Here is a 22,713-nt window from a genome sequence, read left to right as displayed (position 1 = left end):
CCTATGTACGTCGCACCTGTCGGAAATCAAAAAACTGACTGACTCAACGCTTCGTCGCGTACTTGAAGGTCCCGAGAGACTTCGCCACCAACAACCCACTGCCGTCGACAATCTCGCCTTCACAGTAAGCCATCTTCGCTGACCTATGTAACAAGCGGCCGCGCGCGTAGAGCTGTCCTCGACCGGCCTGGATGAAGCTAATCTTCAATTCGATTGTCAGAACACCTGTATCCGAGTCTGCCACACTGCGTGCGGCCAACGCGAGTGAGATGTCAGAAAGCGTCATACTGATGCCACCATGGGCAATACCCCATGCGTTCATATGCGCCGATCTCAGCGGCAACACCACTTCGCATGTCCCGGCCGAACACGTGACGCGTTCAATTCCGAGTGAGTCAACGAAGGGACTATCGAAACACGGGGCCTCGCTCACAGCCACGGAGGAATCCCCCTCGAGTCCGCTTGATGCTCCGTTTCTTGAAGGCATCGCCATCCCTCAGTAAACCTCGAAAAGAGCAGCAGCTCCCATACCACCAGCGACACACATCGTCACAACGGCATAGCGGATTCCTCGCCGTCTTCCCTCGATCAACACGTGTCCCACCATTCGGGTGCCGGTCATGCCAAACGGATGTCCAATCGAAATCGCACCGCCGTTGACATTTAGTCTCTCAGAATGTACTCCGAGCCGACGCTGGCAATAAATCGCTTGTGACGCAAAAGCCTCATTGATTTCCCAAAGCCCAATGTCGTCCACGGTCAATCCATGCCGGGCCAAGAGTCGCGGTACGGCTAACACCGGACCAATACCCATTTCGTCTGGCTCGCATCCAGCGAGTGCGAGCCCACGGAAGGCGCCAAGTGGCGACAGTCCATAACGTTCCGCTTCGCGTGCCTCCATCAAGACGCAGGCAGCAGCACCGTCAGAGAGCTGTGAAGCGTTTCCTGCTGTCACGAAACGATCAGGCCCGTTAACCGGCTCCAGCTTCATTAGTGCCTCTGCCGTGGTTCCCGGCCGGTTGCATGTATCCCTTCTAACCGTTACGGCACGCCTTTCGAATGTTCCGGAGTTCTTGTCAGCAACAGACATGATGGTCGAGACGGGCACAATTTCTTCGTCGAACCGACCCGTTGCCTGCGCAAGCTCAGTGCGGCTCTGGCTCCGGGCAGAAAATTCGTCCTGGTCCACGCGGCTAATTTCATAGCGCTTGGCGACAATGTCAGCTGTCTCGATCATCGACATATAGAGATCGGGCTTTCGCTCCATGATCCACGGATCGACACCAGACGCACTATCTTCCCGCGTACGAATCGACGAGATACTTTCGACGCCGCCAGCGATCATTGCCGGCGCGCCATCAACGACGATTCGCCCGGCAGCGAATGCTATTGCCTGCAGACCGGAGGCGCAAAACCGGTTGACGGTGGTCCCCGCGATTGAGATCGGGAGCTCGGAGCGAACCACAGTCTGGCGAGCAATGTTCCGTCCGGTCGCGCCTTCGGGATAGCCGCAGCCCAAGATCACATCCTCGATCAAGCCCGGATCAATGTTAGCGCGCTCGACGGCCGCGCGTACGGCATAAGACGCCAGTGTGGGTCCCGGTGTCGCGTTGTACTCGCCCCGATGAGCCTTCGTTATCGGGGTACGGGCGGTCGAGACAATTACAGCTTCTCGCATGATGTATCGGATATGAAGTGAAGATTAGTCGGGCAACGAACCGCATCCATCGCGTCGCCACCAATGATTCAAAGATTACTTGCCGGTGACGGCAAATCTAGAAAGAGAGTCATTCGAATGCTCCCCCGGCTTCGTATAGCGCCCCAGGCCAAGAAGGAAAACGCAAGACGCTAAAAGAAGGTACGGAGCCATCTGCATTGGCAGATCGTATGACTTGTTGACGTCGAAATAATAGCCCGTTGCCATCGGCCCGATCACTGCCCCTAGTGAGTAACCCGAAAAGACGATTCCGTAAAACAAACCGAATTTTTCCATTCCGATGTAAGCACGTGTGAGATACGAGAGCAAATCACCCTCAGCACCGATCGCGAGTCCAACGAGGATCGAAGCGGCCATCGCACCATAGTAGCTATCGATCTGGCGAAGCAAAACGAAGCCGATGGCTCCCGACGCAAAGTATACGCACGCAACAAACGGGGCATGAATTCGATCGACCAGTAGACCGGATGTGAGACGACCAATCAGAATACCGAACCCGACAAACGATGCGCAGCGCGCCGCATCGATAGCGGATATCCCTCGATCCATCAGCAGTGCAGGAAGGTGTGGAACCAGTGACAGTACGGCGGTAGAAGCACATAGAGCACCCGCAAAGATCATGAGTACCTTCACGCGTCGCCCTCGCGTGGATCCGACCCCGGCATCGACGGCGCCGGAGGTCCCGCGAACATGAACCACGCGCCGAGAACCACGCTTCTCGCGCATCAGAAGGAATGCAACGAATGCCCCTGCACAAGAGACAATTGCTAGTACCTGGTAGGCCTCGCGCCACCCGACGTGTGCGATCAACCGTGCCGATAGTGCCGGCATCGCGACCGTTCCGATTCCGAAGCCGACCATCGCAATGCCAATTGCCAAACCCAGGCGGCGGTCGAACCATTGTGGAAGGATAGCGAGGTAGCCGAGCACGGAAGTAGCCGCACCCGACATACCGACAATCAGAGACAGTGCCACCCAGCTCACCGTATTGCCTTTCTGGGATGCCATGCAGGCCATCGCAATCGCAAATACAATCGCAGAGACAAAAACGACTCTTTTAACTCCGAAGCGGTCCATCAGGACGCCGATGAGGGGACTGACAAACGCCAAACCAAGCATCGAGGCTGAATACGACTGGGCCGCCTGCGCCCGCCCCCAATGAAACTCCTTGACAATCGCCGGGCTGAAAACGCCGCTGGTTGCGATGAAAATGGCCGCAAATCCGAACGCCATTCCCAATGCCGCACCAAGTACGTTTCGAATGTAAATGCCCTTCGACGTTCCGTCATCAGTTGCGATTTCCATGCCATGTCTCCTTGTGACTTGTTATCGATGTTTTCCGTCAGTGCCCCAACCCGCCAAGATCACCGAGGTAAGCACCGGCACCCCTGACCGTAACCGGAAGCTCTAGCAACCGCAGCATCTGCCGGGCCGTGCAGACTGCCGTAGAGGTGACCGGAATGCCCAACATCTCTTGTGCTATCTGAATTGCCGGCAGCGACGGCATCTGAACACAGGCCGAAAGCACTACGGTATCGGCGCCACGGACATCCAATCGTTTAACGTCTTCGATCAGACGCATCGGATCACGTGCGCCAACCTCAAGGTTGTCTTCGATAGAAAAATTGATAGCATCGTTGACTTCGATGCCTTCTGCCTCGATATAGCTGACGACCCGCTTCGTCAAGGCATCGGAATACGGAGCCATAAGCGAGATGCGACGAGCGCCAAAGCTCTTCAACTCATCCACAAGTGCGCCTGCGGACGTCATCACCCCTGGGGATGTCTGATGACTATCGAGCGCGTCCAACAGCGATTGCGTAGCCGCGCGGTGATACCCCTCACCCATACACATGATTGCGACAAGGCACGCGGTACTCAGCACGTCTACCCGCGCATCCGCGAGTTCGATAGCGCAGCGCCCCATATCGCGGTTCATGCGCTCAAGTTCCTCGGGAACAACGCGATGCATACGAACCCGGCTCGAGTGAAAAGTGAACTGATGCTCCGGGTACGCCTGCATATATGCCCCGAACAATGCAGGGATCTCCTTCTCCATCGTGATATTCGAGCTGGGCACGATTTGCCCAATGCGATAATTCATGTCGACTCCGTTTGTTGTAGCGTCTTACGCGCAAAGCCTTCAAGGATCCTTCTCAACGCATCGGGAATTTCAGTCCCGATGCGCGCGTCGGTGCGCACGCATATGGGTGAGAATTTCGAAAGAAAGACGGGTTGCCGATCGAGCGACTTTCCTTCGAGCAGGATGTCGAACGATCGGCTTCGAATATCGCCTATGCTGCATTCGATATCGACGCTGTCGTTGGGCCAAAGCGTTCCGCAAAAGTCGAATGTCATGCCGCGACACGGCAGCCCGACATCGAAGATTTCGCCAAGCGGCCGATGTCCACCGCCACTCGACTCTGAGACAAAATCCTTGAATAGCGCCACCGCACTAAGGACGTACTCGCTGAGCCGACCGGTATATACGACACCAGCAGGATCGCAGTCTGCCCAGCGAACCGTACGCCGGACGGTAAAGGGCTCCTCATGAAGCACGTACTCGTAACTATGGATCATGAGAGCCCCTCGATGCTGGGAATCGCCCCGGCCACTTCCAATTCCCGGACCAACGCGGGATACTGCTCGCGCAATCGCCCTGCATCGACACGTCCCGTTCTCGTCATGAACTGGTACACGAACTGATGCGGGCTGAGATCGTTCATCCACTCTCGGATGTTTTCGTACCACATATAGGAAGCTTCCGATGCCTTGATCAAGCGGTCCTTGGATTCCCTACGCCGCGCGACATAACCGGCGAGCGCAGCAACGACATCACTGTCGTTTGCGACAATCGCCTGTGCCAAGGCGATCGAATCCTCCATCGCGATACGTGTCCCCGACCCGATCGAGAAATGGGCACTCGCGAGAGCATCGCCGACAAGCACACGGTTTCCACTGAACCAGTTTGCGTTGCGGATGACCGGAAACTGCCGCCAAATGGAATTGTTTGAAATCAATCGGTAACCGTCGAGCTCGGTCGCGAAAACTTCTTCGAAAAGCGCCTCTCTCTGTTCAAGAGTCATCTCTTCCAGGCCAAGTTTGATCCACGTCTCGTGGTCACACTCCGCCACAAACGTACTCATGCTCTCCGAATACGGATAGTAGTGAGCAACGAAGCATCCGCCACAAAACTCCCGAAATACGAGGGAAGGATTTTCGAACGCCTTTCCGACGCCGAACCATGCAAAATGGTTTGTCAGTTCTTGCTTAGTAGTGCCAAATCCGATCTCGTCGCTCGATCGCACTTTTGAATTGACACCATCGGCACCGACAATGATGTCGCCGTCGAGACCATCGATGTCGTTGATTCGCGACGCATAGGTCACCGGAATGTTAAGACGTGTCGCGTGCTCCTGAAGGATCTGCAGGAGCTTCAGTCTTGGGATAGCGCCACCGCCTTGCCCAGGCCGCTTCACGGTTACTGGACTTTCTTGGGTGATGATGGTTTGCTGCGAGGTGAACTTCATGGCCGATATCAAATCGGTGCAAAGCTCAGGCGCCGCTTGATGCAGTCGCGTGAGCCCCGTGTCTGCGAGCACGACACCGAAACCAAAAGTTGCGTCAGCTTCATTCTGCTCGATCACTTCCGTCTGGATATGCGGGGCGTGGCGCGCGAGGAGGATGGCAAGAAACAGACCGGAGGGACCGCCTCCGACGATATTGACCTTCATGCTTGCCTCACGGGCGCGATTACCAGCTTTTCCATATCGAACTGCTCGATGGTCCCAACCAGTCCTCCCGTTAACGCGCCGTACCAGACAGCCGGCTTGAACCCCAACTCCTTTCGCTCAAAGGTAAGGCCCGGCGCCCCGTCGATTCTCACGTAACCATCGCTTACTCGCACGGCTTCGTAACCGCCCCGTTCTTCAGCCGCGTCGACGAGAGCACGAAACTCCGGCACATCGAGGACGAACACGGACGCAACCGACAAACTCCCGGAATCACTGAATCCGGCCCCTTTTCGTTTCCAGACTGGTTCGATGCCCGCAAAGGGACTGCCGGCGTAGCTTGCACGTTCGAGTTCGATGGCCGCTTCGATTGTGCGAGTCGCATCACCCTTATCCTTGTCGTCGAACGGACGCGTCTGGTACGTGATCTCGATGGGATAACCGTTGGGATCATTGAAATAGATTGATTCAATTACTTCGTGGCGAACCTGGTATCGCAACGGAATCCCAACTTCCTCGACGCGAGTTCGCCATTGAGCCAGTTCCGTCTCGTCACGGACAAGCCACGCGGTATGAGTTGCTCGGTCCTGGTAATGATCGGTGGGAATAAGTTTCTCCGGACGTTCGGTACCGATGTAGTAGAAAAACGCGATCGTGCTGCCATTTCCGCTGTCGAAGAAAAAATGAAGGAAGTCCGCGTGGTCGGCCGGCCCCCAGCCTCGCGCGGAAATTGCATGGACTAGCGGCAGACCGAGAAGGTCACGATAGAAACGGACCGTCTCTTCAAGCTTCCATGTCGGACGCGCGGTGTGATGAACACCACGCAACACCGGATTCGCGACGAGTACCTCACGTTCTGAACGGTTCATGATTTAGCCTTGGGTAGCAGTTGTTGATGCACGCTCTTCGTTGAGGCGCTCGGTAATGCACTTTCGGAGCAGAGCCTTGCTCAGCTTCCCGGATGCGGTGACGGGAAATTCGTGGATGATTTCCACGCGCTCCGGCCATTTGAATTTGGCTAGACCCGCGGCATCGAGGTATTCGGTCAACTCGGATAGCGTGATGGGCTCAACTCCGGGCTTAGGTACGATGAACGCGCACACCTTTTCGCCATAAACCGGATCTGGCATTCCGACAACTGCGGAGGCATGCACACGCGGGCACGCATTGATGAGATTCTCGAGTTCCTCGGCGTTGATTTTCTCGCCGCCTCTGTCGACGACGTCTTTCGTCCGTCCGCGGAAGAAGAAATAGCGCTTGCCGTCGATCACTTCGGCCATCATCAAATCACCTGATCGGTAATAGCCGTCAGTGGTAAAGCGATGAACGTCTTCCCTTTCAGACTTGAAATATCCGCGGATCGTATATGGTCCGCGGAACAACGCTTCCCCAACCTCTCCGTCATCAACGTCAATTTCTGTTCCCGGCTCAACAATCCGGACCTCGTCATATTCCGACACCGGTCGACCGACCGACTCGTCGAGGATGCGCTGCGGGTCACTAGGATGAGCGAACATGATCACTCCTTCGGTCATCCCAAAGATGTGGTAGCAGGGGGAGCCGAGCGCATCTCGCAAACGCGCTGCATTCTTTGGGCCGATTAGCTTGCGACGCTGCTTCTCCTCTACAGATGCCCTCCGCATTTGGTCCGCGACCCGAGAAAAGATCGGACCGGCAAGGCCAAACCAGGTAGGGCTGTAGCGCTCGATTACGTCGCAGAGCGTTTCCTGCCTGATGTCTGGACATACCGTCACGGCCGCACCGTTCAACATCATTGGCCCAAAGAAACAGACCATGTTCATGTTGTGCATGAACGGCGTGGGCATGAAAAGGACATCGTCACGGTGGTAGCCGTTTCGGCTTGCGACCGCCCGCATATTCAGCAAGTACTCGTTCTGAAAACGCGGAATTATCTTCGGGACACCAGTAGTGCCTCCCGACAACTGATACACCGCGACTTGAAACGGATCGTCCTCGACATCAGCCAGCACGGACCGTGCGTCGTTCGTGCCGATGCTGTCAATCAGCGACCACAACGTGTTCGCACTGCCACGTGGGGTCCCACGGGCCTGAATGAGGATTTTCAGAGAAGGGACGTAATCGCACATTTCCTCGCCGAAAGCGACGTCGTCGAATCTTGCATCGTCACCTTGTACGACGTGTACGACTGCTTCGCAGAGATTGCCGAGATAGGAAATCTCGTGCTTACGAAACGCCTGAAGCGCACAAAGAGGGATTAGCGTTGCCTTGAGGCAACCGACAAACGCGATGAGGAGTTCGTTGCAGTTTCCGCACTGCAAGATGACAGGATCAAGCGGCCGGGCGCCTTCGCGCAACAGCGCCGCGCCAAACCGGTCGGTAAGTTCATCAAACTCCTCGTAGGTGAACTCGCCCTCTGGGCCGACCAGAATTTTTCGCCCGGCATGCTCGCGAAAGGACTCACAAAGCGCGGCACGCAGCGATTGCTTTTGAAGGACGCCGGCATCGACGTAGCGGGCCAATCGTTCGATGTCGGGATAACGGACGCCCGGCAAGGCTCGCTTGGGCCTGAACTCTCTTTCGTTCAACTGTGTCTCCATCTTGTAACTGTGGTGATGCAATGCTCAAACGGTGAAGCGTGCACCCAGCCACTCAGCGATATGCTCACCCGCGACCCGTCGGCCGGAAGGCTCGTCCTTGCTCAAAGCCATGCCATGGTGGTTTCCACGAACCTTGATTCGCGTCTTATTTTTCGACGCTATGTCGTTGTAGATGCATTCGAAATCCTCTGGGAAAGCACACTGATCACCCGAGTACTCCAGCAAAAGCGTCGGCACATCGATCGCCGACGCACACTTCGCGAATGATGCGTTACTCGTCAGGCCGGACCATGTGGACAACCACGATTCCGGAGTGACTACACGTCCAAATGCGACGCTGCCCCAGTTCGATGTGAATGGATCGTTGCCCCACAGAGAGCCTGCCTTTCTGTCCGATGGGTCTATCGACGTATCCCAGGCACGAAGATCAGCGTCGGTGCGCCATACCTGGAATATCGGGGCATAACCCGCAACTCGGTGATCGATAGCGGTCCCGCCCCCTTCCTTGACACGCTTGCGCGCATCTTGCTTCCGCGCGAGCAAAGCCCGCGCATGCACGTCCAGGCGCTGCACTCTCGCAAGTTGCGCCGTCCTGTATCGCGTCGAAAATTCGCGAGAATAGCGCGCTGTTCTGGTTGCCGCGTCATAGCCGTTATCTGCACTGAACGGATCAAGTGCCGGATCGACGGACATAGGATCGTTTTCGTCGATCACACTCGGATCGACGCTATTCAGGAGAATCACCCCCTGTCCAGGATGCGGAGAAACCAGAATCATCCCGTCCGCTGTCGGCATCACGACGCCACCAAGGCCAGTCACCCGCCCCCCTGGAGTGCGCTTGATGCGCTGTTCGGGAGCCAGACGCGACTGCTGATGATAGAACGCGTAGAGGGCACCGCCACCAGAATTTCCAAGCAGAACGATGTTTTCGAATTCCAGCGAGCGCAAGTGGGTCATGCCAGCTGCAACGTCCAACAGCGCAATTTCGTGCTCCAGCCGCAAATCGTTGCCGATTGATCGGGGGCCCTGTACCCAGCAGGCGCACCCCGCATCGAGCACGGACGGAACGAGATAGTGCGTCACGGACATTTCTCTCGGATGCATGATCGAGACAACGGTCCGCTCCTCGCCTGTCCGCGTAAAAAGGAATCCCAGCGTCTTCTGACCGTCTGCAGTCTGCAGTGCATACGGGACCACTTTATATGGGCGCGTCATAAGGGCCGGGTCCCAGTTAGCACCCCGCAGCCCTGCGGTCACGATCGCCTTTTCAATATCAGCCACTTCGTCTCCTGATCGGTTCAAGCACTTGATCAAAGAGTAGAAATATATTGAGATGGTGTCAATTATATTTTGGAGGTAGACTGTCGGTAATTTCCCGCAACAACTTTCGGTCCCCACACGAACCATCGCGCTGACCATGACGGATGCACCCCGAAACAAAACCGAATCCGCCGGCGAAACCGTCCCGCGACGGCGAGGCCGGCCGCCTAAGACGGCATCAGCGATCGGTACCGAGCCACTGCTGTCCCGGAAAGTGATCATCGAGCGCGCCAGCGAGATGGCTCGGTCGATGCCTCTTGACCAGGTTTCGATGGTGCAGCTCTCAAAGGAATTTGGCGTCGCGCCGGGCCTGATCCACTATTACCTTGGCAGCCGCGACGACCTGATCTCCGGGGTACTAAACGGTTACTATCGTCAACGGCTTGAAGCGTTGCCGGCGTTAACCGGAGACTGGCGCCCGGACGTCGAGAAAATCGCCCGGATCTCGTATGCATTCGCGCGTGAAATGCCGGGTGTCAGCCTCTATATCGCATCGCACAATCGTTTCAGGCTTTTCCAGGCTGTCGGACCAGGCGAGACGGACTACGGCCTGGCGCTGTTCAATCACACGACCTCGGCATTTCTGCAGGGTGGTTTCACTGCGGAAAAGACCGCGCTCGCGTACCATTTGCTTGCTCAATACCTCTTGTCTTCAAGCGTGGCAGCTGCGGGGCGACAGAGCCCCGCCGAGCACTCGGACTACATACGCGACAAGTTTGAAGCCGCCTCGGACGATCGATATCCAGCAGCCAAGCTGGTTGGGTCGGCTTTCTCGAAGCTCAGCGCCGACTGCGCGTTTGATGAGGGCCTGCGGCTGCTGCTGGATGGATTCGAACAGTGGCCCCGATCACATGGAGAAGCGCTGGAGTCTTCCCTTCCGCGCACGTCACGGCGAAAGCGCGTGGCAAATAACAACTGATCGCCCCATCGATTCCAGCCGGTTGCTCCGCACCGATTCGAGGCTTGTTGCTATTTGGAAGTGTGGCGCCGTACGATTGCCATCTCTATAGAGCGGCGCCACACGTTACCTCAGCTTGGCGGCGACATCAAAACTTGTGCCGGATGCCGAGCCGAACGCCGATCTGTTTATCCGTCGCCGACGGACTGAAGCCAGCAATTGATGCGACGGCGGGTTGTCCGAGCGAATCATGACCCATCGCACGTTGAAGTACCGCCAATGCATACAAATCCGTGCGTTTCGAAAGGCTGTAATCTACGCCAAGATCCAGCTGCAAGTATTTTGCCCCCTGGTCGCCCTTCACCGCGTTCCGATGCGTGTAGTCAACGCCTGCGCCGAGTTGGAGCATCGGTGATGCACGATATCGAACGTTGAGATCGACACTCGTAAATACAGCGTCCCCGGTATAACCCAACGGATTGGGCCCCGACGACGATCCCAGCGAGCCAAATCGAACGTTCGTACCAACCAGAGAAAGCGTCGTGTCTGTGAGCGTATAAGAGGCTCCCGCCCCGAAGATCTGCAGCGTCTTGGCAGATGCATAGCCAGCATAGACAGGATTGGACTCGGGTGCTGTTGAGCTACCTCCGGAACCGATGTTGTTCGCCGCAGCGGTACCTTTATTCGGAGTGTTGCCGTAAAACGATACATTCGGATCGCGCGCGTTGAGGTACCCGAGTCCCATGACGAAACGCTCTCCGGTGTACCCGGCGCCGAGCCCCCATATCTGGTTCTGTGCCTGACTCCCTGGCACACCGCCAAAACTATAGAGGGCGCTGGCCCTGAAGCCGCCGTAGGACGCCGAGGCGAACTTCACAGAATTGTTGATGCGGTTCGTATTCGTCAGGTTGTCGAGATCGTCCGGATGAGAACCCATGTATCCAGCGAATGCACCCGACGCAGCGAACTGTTGCACATAGTCCACCAACGGATCGTACTGACGGCCCGCAGTGACCGTGCCCCAAGGGCTGGCCAGTCCTACCCAAGCCTGGCGTCCAAACTCCGCTCCGCCCTGAGCCAATGCACCGGTGTTCGCCATGAACCCGTTCTCCACATTGAAAATCGCCTTCCAGCCACCACCCAGGTCCTCGACGCCCTTGAGGCCCCAGCGGCTACCGCTGAGACCGGTAGTATGGGCGTCACTCAACGCAAACTGTGAGGCACCGTGCGGCTTCCCGTCGATCTTTGAGGTCTGCGCGTTATTCGCGTAGGTCACGCCGACGTCGACGATTCCATAGAGCGTAACGGTACTCTGGGCGTACGCAGGCACAGCAAGAATCGCAGCGGCCGAGCATACCGCGGAACATGTCCATTTCATTGGGGCGTCTCCATTAGGTAGTTGTACTGATAAATTATTCATGCGGACCCAGCGCACACCACCGCTACGTCCGACAAAATTGATACACCGTCAATTTATGGGGAAAATTTAGCAGATTTGTGAGGGGTGTCAATAAATGTACGGCAGCTTTCTCATCAGCGTTTACCCCGCGCCGGCGAAACAGTAACGCGAGTCCGCCCCCGGATCGACTTGCGAAGACAATGAATTCGTTACGAGGCGACCATCGGACAGATCTGGCCAGATCGCTCTCGTTATGTGCTCAGAACGGCGGTGATCGCATCGCGGCAGTACCGGTAACGTTTGCGGCCGGCCTCACAGACCCGACTGGCGGTCCGCGCAGATCGCAGTCGCGCTCGCCCCCTGCTCTTGTCGATGGCAAGCAGCGCGTAAAGCAACAGGCGTGTGCGGTCGGACAAGACGCATGCTCGCCGGTGTTCCGGGGCTACTACTTTGAGTCCTTGCCCACCCGCATTTCGTCGCTTGTTCCGCCACAATCCTGTCCAAGGTGTCTCTTCCGCCAACGCGATGGGCTAACGCCAAGTTGTTCCCGAAATGCGGTGGCAAAATTGGCCGCGCTCGAGAAGCCAATCTCGTCGGCTACATCCGAGATACTCATCGATGTCGTCGAAAGAAGGTGCATAGCGGTGCGCAATCGCGTCTCGCGCAAATACTCGAATACCGTCTGCCCCAAGCAATCGCGAAAAATCCGGGACAAGCGCTTTTCGTGGGTGCCGACGAGGTGTGCCAGTTCGTCAAGAGCTGGTGACTTACGCAAATCATGCAGTAGGATTCCGATTGCAGCGCGTACCAAATTGGAGTCCGGATTATCCGGTAGTTCGGGCACGTTTCGAGGCTGCCGATCGCGACTGGAGCGCTTAATATGATTTCGAATTCGAACGATGACCTCTGCCGGCTCGAACGGCTTTACGATGTAGTCGATTGCTCCCGTTTCAAGCCCGGCAAGACGGTCCTCGAGCGCACCCGCGGCGGTCAGAATTACAACTGGAATAGTCTGCGTCGACGGCGTCGAGGCCAACAATCGGCAGACGGCGAAGCCGTCCATCCGGGGCATGCGGACATCCATCAGTATCAGGTCCGGCGAAACTGCCTGCGCACGGTGATAGGCCTGTGAACCATCAAAGGCGACACTGATCCGGCAACTGGTAACTCGCAAGAGTTCGATCAGGAGCCGCAAGTCGCTCGGACGATCGTCGACGATAAGGACGTGTGCTCCGCTGAGGTCCATCACCGAGCGAAGTGAGATTGACCATTGTGATGACATGGTTTGCCAACGGGCGTGGAAAAACAGTTATAGCGGTCGCCGGCGCCCTGAAACGGGACGTGCTATCGGCTTCCGTCAGGCCCGCCTAATCGCCTCACCGACCTCCAACTAGAAACGGCCGGTGCAGCGAAAGGCGGCCGGCATCATTCGGTCCTACTCGTCAGATCCACGCCTGACCCAGCCGCAGTTATCGAAAAACGAAACGGGAAGCGTCCGAGAATCGATTTCGTCTGTCCAGCGTTCGATTCTTCAAATAGAGAGAGACATAGCGAGCCATCTTCGCTAATACTCAGCTCTACGGGATTGATCCCATTTGCGGCTAGCGCATCCCGGACGGCGTCGAGAGTCTCGCGTCGCTTCAACTCCGGCTTGAAAGTCTTACCTACAGCCGTTAGCGGTATTGCATCGACGATATGGATGCGTTTGGGCAACGCTGCCCGTTCGCCGATGGATTCCCGCATGAAAGCAACCAGTTCGTCCTCGGTTGCGCGCATACCCGCCTTCAATTGCACGTAGGCGACCGGCAATTCCCCCGCGTGAGTGTCTGGCCTCCCGACCGCCGCCGCGATCTGCACGGCGGGGTGGCGATGCAGCGGCTCCTCGATCGTGGCTGGATCGATGTTGTGGCCGCCGCGAATGATTAGTTCCTTTCGCCGTCCAGTCATCCAGAAATAGCCTTCTGCATCGCGCCGCGCCAGATCGCCTGTATTGAGCCAGCGCGCACCGTCGCCGAGGTCGAGCCATAGGCCTTCGTTTTGTGCGGGTTGCGTATAACCGGCAAATACGTTCGGCCCCGAGATCAACAGCAGCCCGGTCTCGCCTTCCGCGCAGTCCCGTACGTAAGCGCCGCGGTCATCCACGATCACGGCTTTCATCGCTTGGCCCGGAATCCGCAGGCCGATCGACCCGAGCCGGCGTTCTCCGGCCGGCGGGTTGACGCTGCTGACGCACGCGCCCTCGGTCAGCCCGTAGCCTTCAAGGACGCGCACACCAGTACGCGCCTGGAACGTGCGAAACACCTCGACAGGCATCGGCGCCGCGCCGCATAACCCGTACTCCAGCGAACGAATGTTGCGGCCCTCGACCGGCACGTCGAGCAGCGTCGAATACAGCGTCGGCACGGCGCTGAAGAAGTTGATCCGGTGATGCTCGACGATTTCCCAGAAGCGGGAGATCACACCATCGCCGCGATAACCTTGCGGCGTGCCGAGCACGACATGAGCGCCACGCGAGAAAGGGACGAGCCCCGTGACCATCGCCGCGTTCACGTGAAACAGCGGTAGACCGCAAAACAGCGTCTTGCCGGGGCCGATACCGGTACCCAGGACCTGCCCCATGCTCCATGCATTGGCAACTTCGTTGCCGTGTCGCCGCATCGCGATCTTCGGCAAACCCGTCGTCCCGCCGGTGCAGAAGAACGATGACAAGTCGTTCGCATCAAATTCGCGACGGCTCCCCAGCGACGCGCCCGATTCTCGAGCAATCGACGTCGCGAAATCGTGAATCTCGATGTGTGCTGGCACGGCACCGCGCACATCGTTGCGCCCGTGAAGTCGCCGACATTCGCGGCGCTGCATGACTCGTGCGGCAAGACCGCGCCAGCCTCGCACCTGCCCCGCGAGATCGACGAGCAACAGATGCCGCAACGACGGCACCTGCTCCAGCACTGGCTGGATCTTCGGCCAAAGGTCCGTGCCCGGGAACGGCGCCAGCGTAACCAGTACCCGGGCGCCGGCGGCGTTCAGCAGCGATGCGATCGCGGCCCCTTCCAGCAATGGGTTGATCGCACAGACGATGCCTGCGGCCTCGCCGCCCCAGATCACGAAATGCGTTTCCGGCAGATTCGGCAGCACGTAGGCCACGACCGACTGGCGGTCGATGTCGAGACGCGCGAACAGGTTCGCGGTTCGCGTGATGTCGCGCAGCAGTTCCGCATAGGTCCAGCGCAACGGTTTGCGATGGTCGGCCGTACGCAGAAAGAACGACAACGCCGGCGCAGACGGATCGATCGCCGCCCCCTGACGGATCATCTCGTAGGTGCTGGCAGGCAGATCGGCCGGTGGCCCCTGCGTTTCGATCGCAATGACGTCGGCTTCGGTAGCGATCGGGTTCATGCGACCTCGTCGACGACACGGTTGCGTTGTACACCGAGGTCGATCGAACCGTCGTGGCTCGCAATCCGTGCTTCCACCAGATCACCCGGCTTGAGGTACTGGCGCCTGCCGGCCTGCACCTTCGTGAACATTCGCCATTTCATCGGCTCGGGCAGCAGTGCCGCGACCCGCTGCTTTGCCGGCGACGGGATGCTGAGTGCGCACCCCGACGGCGTTCCGGTCGCGAGCAGATCGCCGGCGTGCAAATCGTGAAGGCCGGACAGTTCAGCAAGCGTCTCGGCCGGACCATAGACGAGATTTGCGGTCGAATCGTTCTGGCGCACCTCTCCATTGACGCTCAGAGTCAGCTCCAGGTTGCGCAATTGCGCCATATCGCGCGCGTCGAGCAGGCACAGATACGGACCGACCGGGCCGAAGGTCCGATAACTTTTGCCTTTGTAGAACTGCATCTGCGGAATCTGGACGTCGCGTGCCGAATAGTCGTTGACGATAACGGCGCCGGCGACGTACTCGTGCAGATTGCTGGCGGCAATCTTTTCGCGTGACGTGATGTCGCGCCTGAGGACGAGCCCCAGCTCGATCTCGTAGTCGAGAAAACGCACGTGCACGGGCCGCACCACGTCCGCGTTCGCCGGCACGATACAGCCGGGCGCTTTCGTGAAGATCATATTGAACGCCTTCACGTCCGGATCCATCCCGGACTCGATCATGTGTTGCCGGTAGTTCGCACCCTGGCAGACGAACTGCTGGTTGCGCGTGACGGGCGACAGCCACTCGACGTCAGCCTCGGCGATCGTTTCACCACTCAGGCGAGCCAGATCGTCGATGCGGCATGCGCGCACGAACGCGGCCGTCGTCTCGAACGCGCCTGGTATTGGAGTGATCCAGCCACTTCTCACCACGCCCCAACGTGCACGACCTTCGTGCAGGTAATGTAAAACATGCAGTGCCATGAAAACGCCTCGCTCAATATGTCTGAAATCGAATGTCACGCGAAGAGCTTTGCGAGAGTGCGCAATTTCGCGAATGTCAAATCGGGGCTTCGGCGCAGATTGCGCACGAGCGCCGCGATGCTTGACGGCGTCAGCTTCGGCTTCGTGAAGCTGCGTGGCATAGCAGGCCCCCACTGCGCCATTGCCTCCCGGCTGACTGCATGGATACCCATCGGCATGTCGGCCGTAAACAGGTCGCCGTCACAATAGTGTTCGTGCTTGTCGCCCCAGGGGTCCTGCCAGTAATCGAATATCTGGCTGCCAAGAATGTGCCGGCCGATTCCCCATGCATGTTCCCAGCCGCTCTCCCGCAGCACGCGTTGACCACCGCCGATCGCGTCTGCGTCCACCAACTCGAACGCACTGTGGCTGTACAACGGCGCGAACCCCTGAGCGAGCGCAAGCGTATGGTGATCGGCAGGTCGTGCGCCGAGGTCGAGACGCATGAAGGTGACAGCCGGCGACCCGTCCGGCAGCACCTGCACGTCGCTCGGAATGAAGCCGAAGTGGTGCGTATACCACGCACATGTGGCCTGGAAATCCGCTAGCTCGAGCACCACGTGCCCAAGGCGAATTACTTCGGATGGGCCAGCGGGAGGGCGCTGCGTCTCATTGATCCGCACGGCGGCATCCACGGAATTCACCGCAAGCGGCGGGCGGTGCGACAAAGCGCCCGCGAGCGCCCGTCCGGCGACCGCGTCGACACGAAACCCCGACGGATCGGCGAGCTGCACGCGATAGCCACCACCCGGCCACAATGCCCGCTCGATACCAGACGCACCCGGCACGCATGCCAGCCTTTCGAGCGCCGACAATCCGTCGACTTCGAGACCGAAGCCGACGAAGCGAGGCTTCTCGGCCCATCGCACCGCATAGCAGAACGGTGTCGCCGCGGTGCCCCTGAGAAAGATCCACTCGCTGTCCCGCGATACGGTGCGCAGCCCGAAGTCGTTCAGAAATTTCTCGGCCCGGTCGAGATCGGGACGTTCAAACAACAGGTAGGCCAGTGCCGACGCCTTGGTCGTCGGATTCGAATGGCGAGCCGGTTGTGCGGTCGTGAGCTTCATGCGTAACCCTCAGGCGGACGGACGGGTGGACGGAATGGACGAGGCCGATACACCGGTCGGTGCGCCGATCAGCGACAGCGCCTCGCGTACGATGCGGTTCGCGTCGGACGCGGGACCGTCGTGCAGGATCGTCTTGTCGGGTCGCACCACCGTCGCCCAGCCAAATGGCACCGCGCGCGGCATGAAGACCCCTTCGAGATCTTCCCAACAACACCGTTCAGCGCGATGCAAGCGCTGCCCTCGATGCGCGATCTGGACGACCGCGCCGCCCGCGGCCTTCAACGCCGTAAGCACCGCCGGATCAAGCATGGCACCCACGTCGGCGCCGAACCCGATCAGCACGACACGCGCGCCGAACGCATCGTCGCTCAGCCTAAGGTCGCCATCGCGACCCCGCACCCAGCCCTGGGGAAGCACCGCGCCCCGCGCGAGTCGCGTTTTCGAACGACCGGGAACGAACAGGCCGCGACGAAATGCGTTCTTCGGCTTGATGCCGAGTTCGTCGAAATGCACACGCAGTGGCGGTACGAGCCGCATCAGCCGCATCAGGCCATGCGTCGCCAACGCGACGCCCACATTGCGCGGCATCACCAGCTTGCCCATCAATTTCGCGAGGCCGATCATCGCCGTCACGTGTGGACGCCGCTCCTGATCGTACGTATCGAGAATGCGTGGCGCGGCACGTCCCTGAATCACCGATGCGAGCTTCCAGCACAGGTTCGCGGCGTCGCGCAAGCCCGCAACGAGCCCCTGCCCGACAAACGGCGGCGTGATATGCGCGGCGTCGCCGGCAAGAAACACGCGCCCCTGGCTGAATGCCTTTACCGTCCTGGCGTGGAAGCGATAGACGGCCTTGCGCTCGATCTCCATGTCGTCAAGGCCGCCCCATGGGGCGAGCAATTGGCGAATACGGGTATCGGACTCCATCTCGGCACGCTTTTCACCGGGACGCAGCATGAATTCCCAGCGCTCGCGCGCTCCGGGCGCCGTCATATGCGGCGTCGGCCGACGGTGATCGCAGATGAATTCGACGTGATCGATCGGCTTGCGCACGTGGCGCGCATCGACGATCAGCCAGTCTTCCGCGAACGTCTTGCCGTCGAACGCCTGGCCGATTAGTTGCCGTACGAGCGAGCTCGCGCCATCAACGCCGACGACGTAGCGTGCGCGCACGTGATGACGATTCGACTCCGCAGTTTCCAGCACCGCAATGACATGGTCGCGCTGCTGATCGAGCCCGGCGAGCGTCGTACCGAATGCAGTCTGCACCGTATCGCAGGCGGCGAGCCGCGCTCGCAGACAACGCTCGAGATCGGGCTGGTAGAAGGTGACCAGCTTTGGGTGGCCGTCGAGACTGCCGAGCGTGTTGACTCGCCCGAATTCGCCGAGCCAAGGCGACCTCATGCGCACGTACGGGATTGCAACGGTCTCGAAGTCGGTATCGGCGACTCCGGCGAGCTGCAGAATGCGCAGCGCCTCGTTGTCCAGCGCGATCGCGCGCGGTGCCGTGAATATCCCCGTGGCCTTGTCGATCACCAGCACGCGGACGCCATCGCGCCCCAGCAGGTTAGCGATCGTCGCGCCCACGGGCCCGCATCCCACGACCAACACATCGACGCTCGACGGTAGCGCACAAGCCCCCGCACCCGCCGTGCCGACGTCGCCACCGTCCCGCCCCATCCCGATTGCTGAACCCGCTGCCACCATCGCTCCGTCTCCGTTCGACACAGACCGCGACAGTGATTCGCCGCTTACATGACATTAAAGTCATGATTGATAATTTTGTCAATTATGATGTTTGAACGTATACTCCAAACCAGATCCAATCTGGCGGAATACCCTATGTCGAATGCTTTATCCCGGAAGACCGGCACCTCGCCTGCTGAGGTCACGGCCGACAAATCCCCCCCGGCACGCGAACCTCGCGGCGCGCGGCGCAAACGCGAAACTCGGTTGCGGCTACTTGAAGCCGCACTGCGGCTGATGGCGGAAAAAGGCATGGAGGGCGTGGCGATCAATGAAATCACCGAAGCGGCAGACGTCGGGTTCGGCTCCTTCTATAACCACTTCGAATCAAAGGAAGCGATTCACGCTGCATTGTCCGAGTGGGTGTTCGACGAATTCGCCGATACGTTGGATCGTCTCGGTGCCAACCTGACCGATCCAGCAGAAGTGATTGCTGTGTCCGTCCGGCACACGCTTCTGCGCGCGCGGCGCGAGCGGGTCTGGGGGCGTTTCCTGATCCGCGAGGGCTTGTCTGCCCGAATACTGACACGAGGTTTAGGCCCCCGACTCGAGCGTGATCTGCAAAAGGGAATCAACGCAGGCCGCTTCGGCGTGGACGATCCATTGATGGCACTCGTTTCGGTCGGCGGAACGGTGCTTGTGGCAATTGCCGCCGAACTGAATTTCGGCGCGGGCGACGAATCGGCCCCGGACATACTCGCTGCGATCGGCTACAGCAGGGATCGATTCGCGGAACGCGCTGCAGCAGCGGTGCTGCAGACGCTAGGTATTTCGCGTGACGAGGCGATTCAAATTGCGAATCTGCCGCTACCAAACGTGGCAGTGGAGTCCGCACCCGAGTAAAAAGCTCGCCAGAGCGCGGATGTTCCCTCAAACGCACGGCTTCTGTCAGAAGCGATAGCCAAGCGACACGAAAGTGATGATCGGATTGATCTTCACTTTCGTCGTGCTCGTGACGGTACCGACCGGGGAACGTGTCGTGAGCGTAGCTTTTGTGGACAGCCACACGTATGCAGCCGACACGCCGACTGACCAGTGCGAATCGATGTTGTACGTCAGCCCTGCATTGACTATCGGCGCAAACGACTTACTGAGCGAGACAGAAGTCGGCCCTTCAAGGCGCGTGCCGAGCGTCGGCGAATAGAGGAATTGGCCAGTTGCAACCTGGTTGCTCAAGTCGATGCCCTTGAACCAGACGTACGCTCCACCCGCGCCGACATAGGGCCGGAAACGTGCTGACGGTTCACCAAAATGGTATTGTGCAAGGATCGTTGGGCTCCACGCGTGTGCCGTCCCGAGCTCTCCGAGTCCCGCGAGCGTCCCGGTACCGTTGAGATGCAGCTTCGGCGGAACACCCAGTATCGTCTCTAGCGCAATATGATCCGTGATGAAATAGGTTGCCGTGAAGGCAGGCGTATCGGCATCCGACACGCTGGCGCCGCTTCCCGCGACCGTGCTCGAGTGACCGAGCGCATTGACCGTCATCGGCTGACTGGAATCCTGGGGGGCAAGGTGCAGCCAGCCGGCATTAATCATCCATTGCCCTGCCGATTGCGCATGTGCTGCGGGAATAGCCGCGATCGACAAGAGAATTGCCGCGCTCGTACGCTTCATGACGTCTCCGAATGTTGTGATAAGGGCGCTTCTGTTTTTGTGGGGCCGACAGTGCTCAGCGATTCCTGAGCCGGTCGATCAGTCGGACGCTCGCGCCAACGGCGGCCCGCCTCAGTGATATCAGTGGCCCGACCTCGCGCGTCGGCGCGCTGGCAACCGCTCCACCCAAGCGGGAAAACAACCGAAGTGCATTTCCGGTATCGATCTCCAAACGCGCGTCGGCATGCCAGATGGGAGAATGCTCAAGGGCGTCGCATTGCATTGCCGTCGCCGGTGCGGGCGCAAACGGGAAGTCGCTTCCGAACAGGATTTGCGACGGGCCGACCAGTTCACGCAGCGCCGCCTGCGGAAACGCAGCGGGCGAAAGCGCGGTATCGAAATAGAATCGACGGATGTAGGTCAGCATCCCGGCTGGCATGGCCGATACGAACTCTGGAAGCAGATTGGCGAGGGAGAGTCTCCACGCGACGTACGGAAGAAAGCCACCCGCGTGCGCGAGAATCCAGCGGATATTCGGGTAACGTTCGATCGTCCCGGTCAGGATCAGGTTCAGGGCCGCCCGTGTCGTGTCGCACAGGAACTCGATCAGGAAACCGGGCGCGATTAGTCCGAGCTCCTCGCTCGACCGATGCAAGTTGGGATGCACGAACACGACCGCACGCCGGCGGTCGAGTTCCGCCATCAACTCGTCGAATTCGGACGAACCCAGGAACCGGCCTTCCGTACTGCCGAGTAGGACGATGCCGTCGGCTTTCAGTACGTCGAGCGCATGGATGGCCTCTTTGCATGCGTGCTCGGTAAACGGCATCGGCAGCACGGCAAATGAGCCGAAACGATCAGGGTACCGCTCACGCAATTCAGCAGCGTATTCGTTGCACGCACGAGCAAGCGAACATGCATCTTCAAGGTTTCCGAAATAGACACCCGGAGCCGAGATCGACAGCAATGCGACCCGAATCGCATTCGCATCCATCACGTCCAGCGACGCATGTTCGCTCCATGCCGGCAACTCAGCGCCCGCAACCTTTTTCAGACCATGCCTGGACATGGCTGCCTGATAGACCGGTGGCACGAAGTGGTGATGAACATCGATACGGTTCATCTGATTCTCCAATCATTTACCATTAGATATGCACTACAAATTATTTTTATTGTTCGTGTGTTCATGATCGATCGTTGGCGCGCGCCTGTCCGATCGCGCCGCCCGCGTGAGCGGGCTGCATGAACCTATGCCGCTATACGGATTCCCTCAAAAGATCCAGTGCGACGTCAACGATCATGTCCTCTTGGCCGCCGACCATTCCGCGGCGGCCGAGCTCGACGAGTATGTCCACTGTTTTGAGGCCGTACTTCGCCGCGGCCCGTTCCGCGTGACGCAGGAAGCTCGAATACACGCCGGCGTAGCCCAGTGCGAGCGTCTCGCGATCCACGCGCACCGGACGATCCTGGAGCGGTCGCACGATGTCATCCGCCGCGTCCATCAGACGGTAGATGTCGGCGCCGTGTCGCCAACCCAGACGGCTCGCGGCCGCGACGAATACCTCAAGCGGTGCATTTCCGGCGCCAGCGCCCATGCCAGCGAGGCTTGCATCGATCCGGTCGCAGCCCTCTTCCACCGCGACAATCGAATTCGCGACACCGAGGCTCAAGTTGTGATGCGCGTGGATGCCCGTCTGCGTTTCTGCCTTCAGCGTGTCCTTGAATGCCCGCATCCGGTCGCGGATGTCATTCATGTTCATCGCACCACCGGAATCCACCACGTAGCAGCAGGTGGCACCATAGCTCTCCATCAGCCTTGCCTGTTCGGCCAGCGCTCGAGGGGCCTGCATGTGGCTCATCATGAGGAAACCCACGGCCTCCATCCCGAGTTCCCGCGCATACTCGATATGCTGGCGGGAAATATCGGCTTCGGTGCAGTGGGTGGCGACACGAACGATTCGCGCACCGGCATCGTATGCAGCTCTCAGGTCGTGTACCGTGCCGATTCCTGGTAGCAGCAGTGTCGCGACCTTCGCATGCGTGACGGCACTAGCCACGGCTTCAATCCATTCAACGTCGGTATGCGCGCCGAACCCGTAATTGAAGCTGCCGCCTTGGAGTCCGTCGCCATGCGCGACTTCGATCGAATCCACACCGGCCGCATCGAGCGCCGCAGCGATCTGTCTGGCTTGCGCGAGGCTATACTGATGACGAATTGCATGACTGCCGTCGCGCAACGTCACGTCCGAGATATAGAGCTTCTTGTCCATCAGGT

General features: G+C 59.0%; 20 protein-coding genes. 2 read left to right on the top strand and 18 right to left on the bottom strand.

The features are described from left to right. Positions 1 to 43: 43 nt before the first annotated feature. From DIE21_RS30215 to DIE21_RS30175, 9 genes are all read right to left on the bottom strand, one after another. Entirely contained in the window at positions 44 to 487 is a 444-nt protein-coding gene (locus DIE21_RS30215; protein ID WP_124501139.1) for a PaaI family thioesterase, read from the bottom strand. A gap of 9 nt (positions 488 to 496) precedes the next feature. Continuing rightward, a complete protein-coding gene (locus DIE21_RS30210; protein ID WP_124501112.1) occupies positions 497 to 1,678 on the bottom strand; it encodes an acetyl-CoA C-acyltransferase in 1,182 nt (393 codons plus the stop codon). A 75-nt stretch (positions 1,679 to 1,753) separates the two neighbouring features. Beyond that, positions 1,754 to 3,022: an MFS transporter gene (locus DIE21_RS30205; protein WP_124501111.1), complete on the bottom strand. Its 1,269-nt coding sequence runs from the start codon at positions 3,020 to 3,022 to the stop codon at positions 1,754 to 1,756. Positions 3,023 to 3,059: 37 nt separating this feature from the next. Further along, positions 3,060 to 3,821 (bottom strand): Asp/Glu racemase, encoded by a 762-nt coding sequence (locus tag DIE21_RS30200; RefSeq protein WP_124501110.1) that lies wholly within the window; start codon positions 3,819 to 3,821, stop codon positions 3,060 to 3,062. Then, a complete protein-coding gene (locus DIE21_RS30195) occupies positions 3,818 to 4,297 on the bottom strand; it encodes a thioesterase family protein (protein WP_124501109.1) in 480 nt (159 codons plus the stop codon). The genes DIE21_RS30200 and DIE21_RS30195 overlap by 4 nt, the downstream gene beginning before the upstream one ends. Further along, a complete protein-coding gene (locus DIE21_RS30190; protein WP_124501108.1) occupies positions 4,294 to 5,451 on the bottom strand; it encodes an FAD-dependent monooxygenase in 1,158 nt (385 codons plus the stop codon). Before DIE21_RS30190 ends, DIE21_RS30195 begins: the two co-directional genes overlap by 4 nt. Further along, on the bottom strand, positions 5,448 to 6,317 hold the full coding sequence (locus tag DIE21_RS30185; protein WP_124501107.1) for a VOC family protein: 870 nt from the start codon (positions 6,315 to 6,317) through the stop codon (positions 5,448 to 5,450). The genes DIE21_RS30190 and DIE21_RS30185 overlap by 4 nt, the downstream gene beginning before the upstream one ends. 3 nt (positions 6,318 to 6,320) lie before the next feature. Then, positions 6,321 to 8,015, bottom strand: coding sequence for an AMP-binding protein (locus tag DIE21_RS30180; protein WP_260426745.1), 1,695 nt, complete (start codon positions 8,013 to 8,015; stop codon positions 6,321 to 6,323). 36 nt (positions 8,016 to 8,051) lie between these two features. Beyond that, positions 8,052 to 9,242 (bottom strand): alpha/beta hydrolase, encoded by a 1,191-nt coding sequence (locus tag DIE21_RS30175; protein ID WP_124501138.1) that lies wholly within the window; start codon positions 9,240 to 9,242, stop codon positions 8,052 to 8,054. A gap of 202 nt (positions 9,243 to 9,444) precedes the next feature. Between DIE21_RS30175 and DIE21_RS30170 the strand changes: the two genes are divergently transcribed. Beyond that, complete coding sequence (locus DIE21_RS30170) at positions 9,445 to 10,266, top strand: TetR/AcrR family transcriptional regulator (protein WP_124501105.1); 822 nt, start codon at positions 9,445 to 9,447, stop codon at positions 10,264 to 10,266. Positions 10,267 to 10,393: 127 nt separating this feature from the next. Here DIE21_RS30170 and DIE21_RS30165 read toward each other — a convergent pair whose 3' ends face one another. The 6 genes from DIE21_RS30165 to DIE21_RS30140 all read right to left on the bottom strand — a co-directional run bounded on the left by DIE21_RS30165 (position 10,394) and on the right by DIE21_RS30140 (position 18,779). After that, complete coding sequence (locus tag DIE21_RS30165; protein WP_124501104.1) at positions 10,394 to 11,623, bottom strand: porin; 1,230 nt, start codon at positions 11,621 to 11,623, stop codon at positions 10,394 to 10,396. A gap of 466 nt (positions 11,624 to 12,089) precedes the next feature. Next, the gene (locus DIE21_RS30160; RefSeq protein ID WP_124501103.1) at positions 12,090 to 12,926 is read right to left on the bottom strand and encodes a response regulator; all 837 of its coding nucleotides are present in this window, start codon (positions 12,924 to 12,926) and stop codon (positions 12,090 to 12,092) included. 143 nt (positions 12,927 to 13,069) lie between these two features. After that, the gene (locus tag DIE21_RS30155) at positions 13,070 to 15,040 is read right to left on the bottom strand and encodes an acyl-CoA synthetase (protein ID WP_124501102.1); all 1,971 of its coding nucleotides are present in this window, start codon (positions 15,038 to 15,040) and stop codon (positions 13,070 to 13,072) included. Next, positions 15,037 to 15,993 carry a fumarylacetoacetate hydrolase family protein gene (locus tag DIE21_RS30150; RefSeq protein ID WP_124501101.1) on the bottom strand — a complete coding sequence of 319 codons (957 nt, stop codon included), beginning with the start codon at positions 15,991 to 15,993 and terminating at the stop codon, positions 15,037 to 15,039. Before DIE21_RS30150 ends, DIE21_RS30155 begins: the two co-directional genes overlap by 4 nt. A gap of 35 nt (positions 15,994 to 16,028) precedes the next feature. Further along, the gene (locus tag DIE21_RS30145) at positions 16,029 to 17,099 is read right to left on the bottom strand and encodes a VOC family protein (protein WP_124501100.1); all 1,071 of its coding nucleotides are present in this window, start codon (positions 17,097 to 17,099) and stop codon (positions 16,029 to 16,031) included. A 9-nt stretch (positions 17,100 to 17,108) separates the two neighbouring features. Further along, positions 17,109 to 18,779 carry a bifunctional 3-(3-hydroxy-phenyl)propionate/3-hydroxycinnamic acid hydroxylase gene (locus tag DIE21_RS30140; RefSeq protein ID WP_124501137.1) on the bottom strand — a complete coding sequence of 557 codons (1,671 nt, stop codon included), beginning with the start codon at positions 18,777 to 18,779 and terminating at the stop codon, positions 17,109 to 17,111. 162 nt (positions 18,780 to 18,941) lie between these two features. Here DIE21_RS30140 and DIE21_RS30135 point away from each other — a divergent pair, with 162 nt between their 5' ends. Next, on the top strand, positions 18,942 to 19,688 hold the full coding sequence (locus DIE21_RS30135) for a TetR/AcrR family transcriptional regulator (RefSeq protein ID WP_124501099.1): 747 nt from the start codon (positions 18,942 to 18,944) through the stop codon (positions 19,686 to 19,688). Positions 19,689 to 19,733: 45 nt separating this feature from the next. Here DIE21_RS30135 and DIE21_RS30130 read toward each other — a convergent pair whose 3' ends face one another. The 3 genes from DIE21_RS30130 to dmpG form a co-directional block, all read right to left on the bottom strand. Continuing rightward, positions 19,734 to 20,459, bottom strand: coding sequence for an OmpW family protein (locus tag DIE21_RS30130; RefSeq protein ID WP_124501098.1), 726 nt, complete (start codon positions 20,457 to 20,459; stop codon positions 19,734 to 19,736). A 55-nt stretch (positions 20,460 to 20,514) separates the two neighbouring features. Further along, entirely contained in the window at positions 20,515 to 21,561 is a 1,047-nt protein-coding gene (locus DIE21_RS30125) for an amidohydrolase family protein (RefSeq protein WP_124501097.1), read from the bottom strand. A 133-nt stretch (positions 21,562 to 21,694) separates the two neighbouring features. Then, complete coding sequence (gene dmpG / locus DIE21_RS30120; RefSeq protein ID WP_124501096.1) at positions 21,695 to 22,708, bottom strand: 4-hydroxy-2-oxovalerate aldolase; 1,014 nt, start codon at positions 22,706 to 22,708, stop codon at positions 21,695 to 21,697. Positions 22,709 to 22,713 lie beyond the last annotated feature (5 nt).

It is taken from the genome of Burkholderia sp. Bp9140 (genome assembly GCF_003853425.1).
In the GTDB taxonomy this organism is placed as follows: Bacteria; Pseudomonadota; Gammaproteobacteria; order Burkholderiales; family Burkholderiaceae; genus Burkholderia.
This window is presented reverse-complemented; position numbering and strand designations above follow the sequence as displayed.

Excerpts from the sequence above, each read along its gene's own strand:
- DIE21_RS30150 (WP_124501101.1), bottom strand. The coding sequence starts at position 15,993 with ATGGCACTGCATGTTTTACATTACCTGCACGAAGGTCGTGCACGTTGG.
- DIE21_RS30160 (WP_124501103.1), bottom strand. The coding sequence starts at position 12,926 with ATGTCATCACAATGGTCAATCTCACTTCGCTCGGTGATGGACCTCAGC.
- DIE21_RS30140 (WP_124501137.1), bottom strand. The coding sequence starts at position 18,779 with ATGGGGCGGGACGGTGGCGACGTCGGCACGGCGGGTGCGGGGGCTTGT.
- DIE21_RS30145 (WP_124501100.1), bottom strand. The coding sequence starts at position 17,099 with ATGAAGCTCACGACCGCACAACCGGCTCGCCATTCGAATCCGACGACC.
- DIE21_RS30200 (WP_124501110.1), bottom strand. The coding sequence starts at position 3,821 with ATGAATTATCGCATTGGGCAAATCGTGCCCAGCTCGAATATCACGATG.
- DIE21_RS30170 (WP_124501105.1), top strand. The coding sequence starts at position 9,445 with ATGACGGATGCACCCCGAAACAAAACCGAATCCGCCGGCGAAACCGTC.
- DIE21_RS30135 (WP_124501099.1), top strand. The coding sequence starts at position 18,942 with ATGTCGAATGCTTTATCCCGGAAGACCGGCACCTCGCCTGCTGAGGTC.
- DIE21_RS30155 (WP_124501102.1), bottom strand. The coding sequence starts at position 15,040 with ATGAACCCGATCGCTACCGAAGCCGACGTCATTGCGATCGAAACGCAG.
- DIE21_RS30205 (WP_124501111.1), bottom strand. The coding sequence starts at position 3,022 with ATGGAAATCGCAACTGATGACGGAACGTCGAAGGGCATTTACATTCGA.
- DIE21_RS30195 (WP_124501109.1), bottom strand. The coding sequence starts at position 4,297 with ATGATCCATAGTTACGAGTACGTGCTTCATGAGGAGCCCTTTACCGTC.
- DIE21_RS30210 (WP_124501112.1), bottom strand. The coding sequence starts at position 1,678 with ATGCGAGAAGCTGTAATTGTCTCGACCGCCCGTACCCCGATAACGAAG.
- DIE21_RS30185 (WP_124501107.1), bottom strand. The coding sequence starts at position 6,317 with ATGAACCGTTCAGAACGTGAGGTACTCGTCGCGAATCCGGTGTTGCGT.
- DIE21_RS30130 (WP_124501098.1), bottom strand. The coding sequence starts at position 20,459 with ATGAAGCGTACGAGCGCGGCAATTCTCTTGTCGATCGCGGCTATTCCC.
- DIE21_RS30165 (WP_124501104.1), bottom strand. The coding sequence starts at position 11,623 with ATGAAATGGACATGTTCCGCGGTATGCTCGGCCGCTGCGATTCTTGCT.
- dmpG (WP_124501096.1), bottom strand. The coding sequence starts at position 22,708 with ATGGACAAGAAGCTCTATATCTCGGACGTGACGTTGCGCGACGGCAGT.
- DIE21_RS30190 (WP_124501108.1), bottom strand. The coding sequence starts at position 5,451 with ATGAAGGTCAATATCGTCGGAGGCGGTCCCTCCGGTCTGTTTCTTGCC.
- DIE21_RS30215 (WP_124501139.1), bottom strand. The coding sequence starts at position 487 with ATGCCTTCAAGAAACGGAGCATCAAGCGGACTCGAGGGGGATTCCTCC.
- DIE21_RS30125 (WP_124501097.1), bottom strand. The coding sequence starts at position 21,561 with ATGAACCGTATCGATGTTCATCACCACTTCGTGCCACCGGTCTATCAG.
- DIE21_RS30175 (WP_124501138.1), bottom strand. The coding sequence starts at position 9,242 with ATGACGCGCCCATATAAAGTGGTCCCGTATGCACTGCAGACTGCAGAC.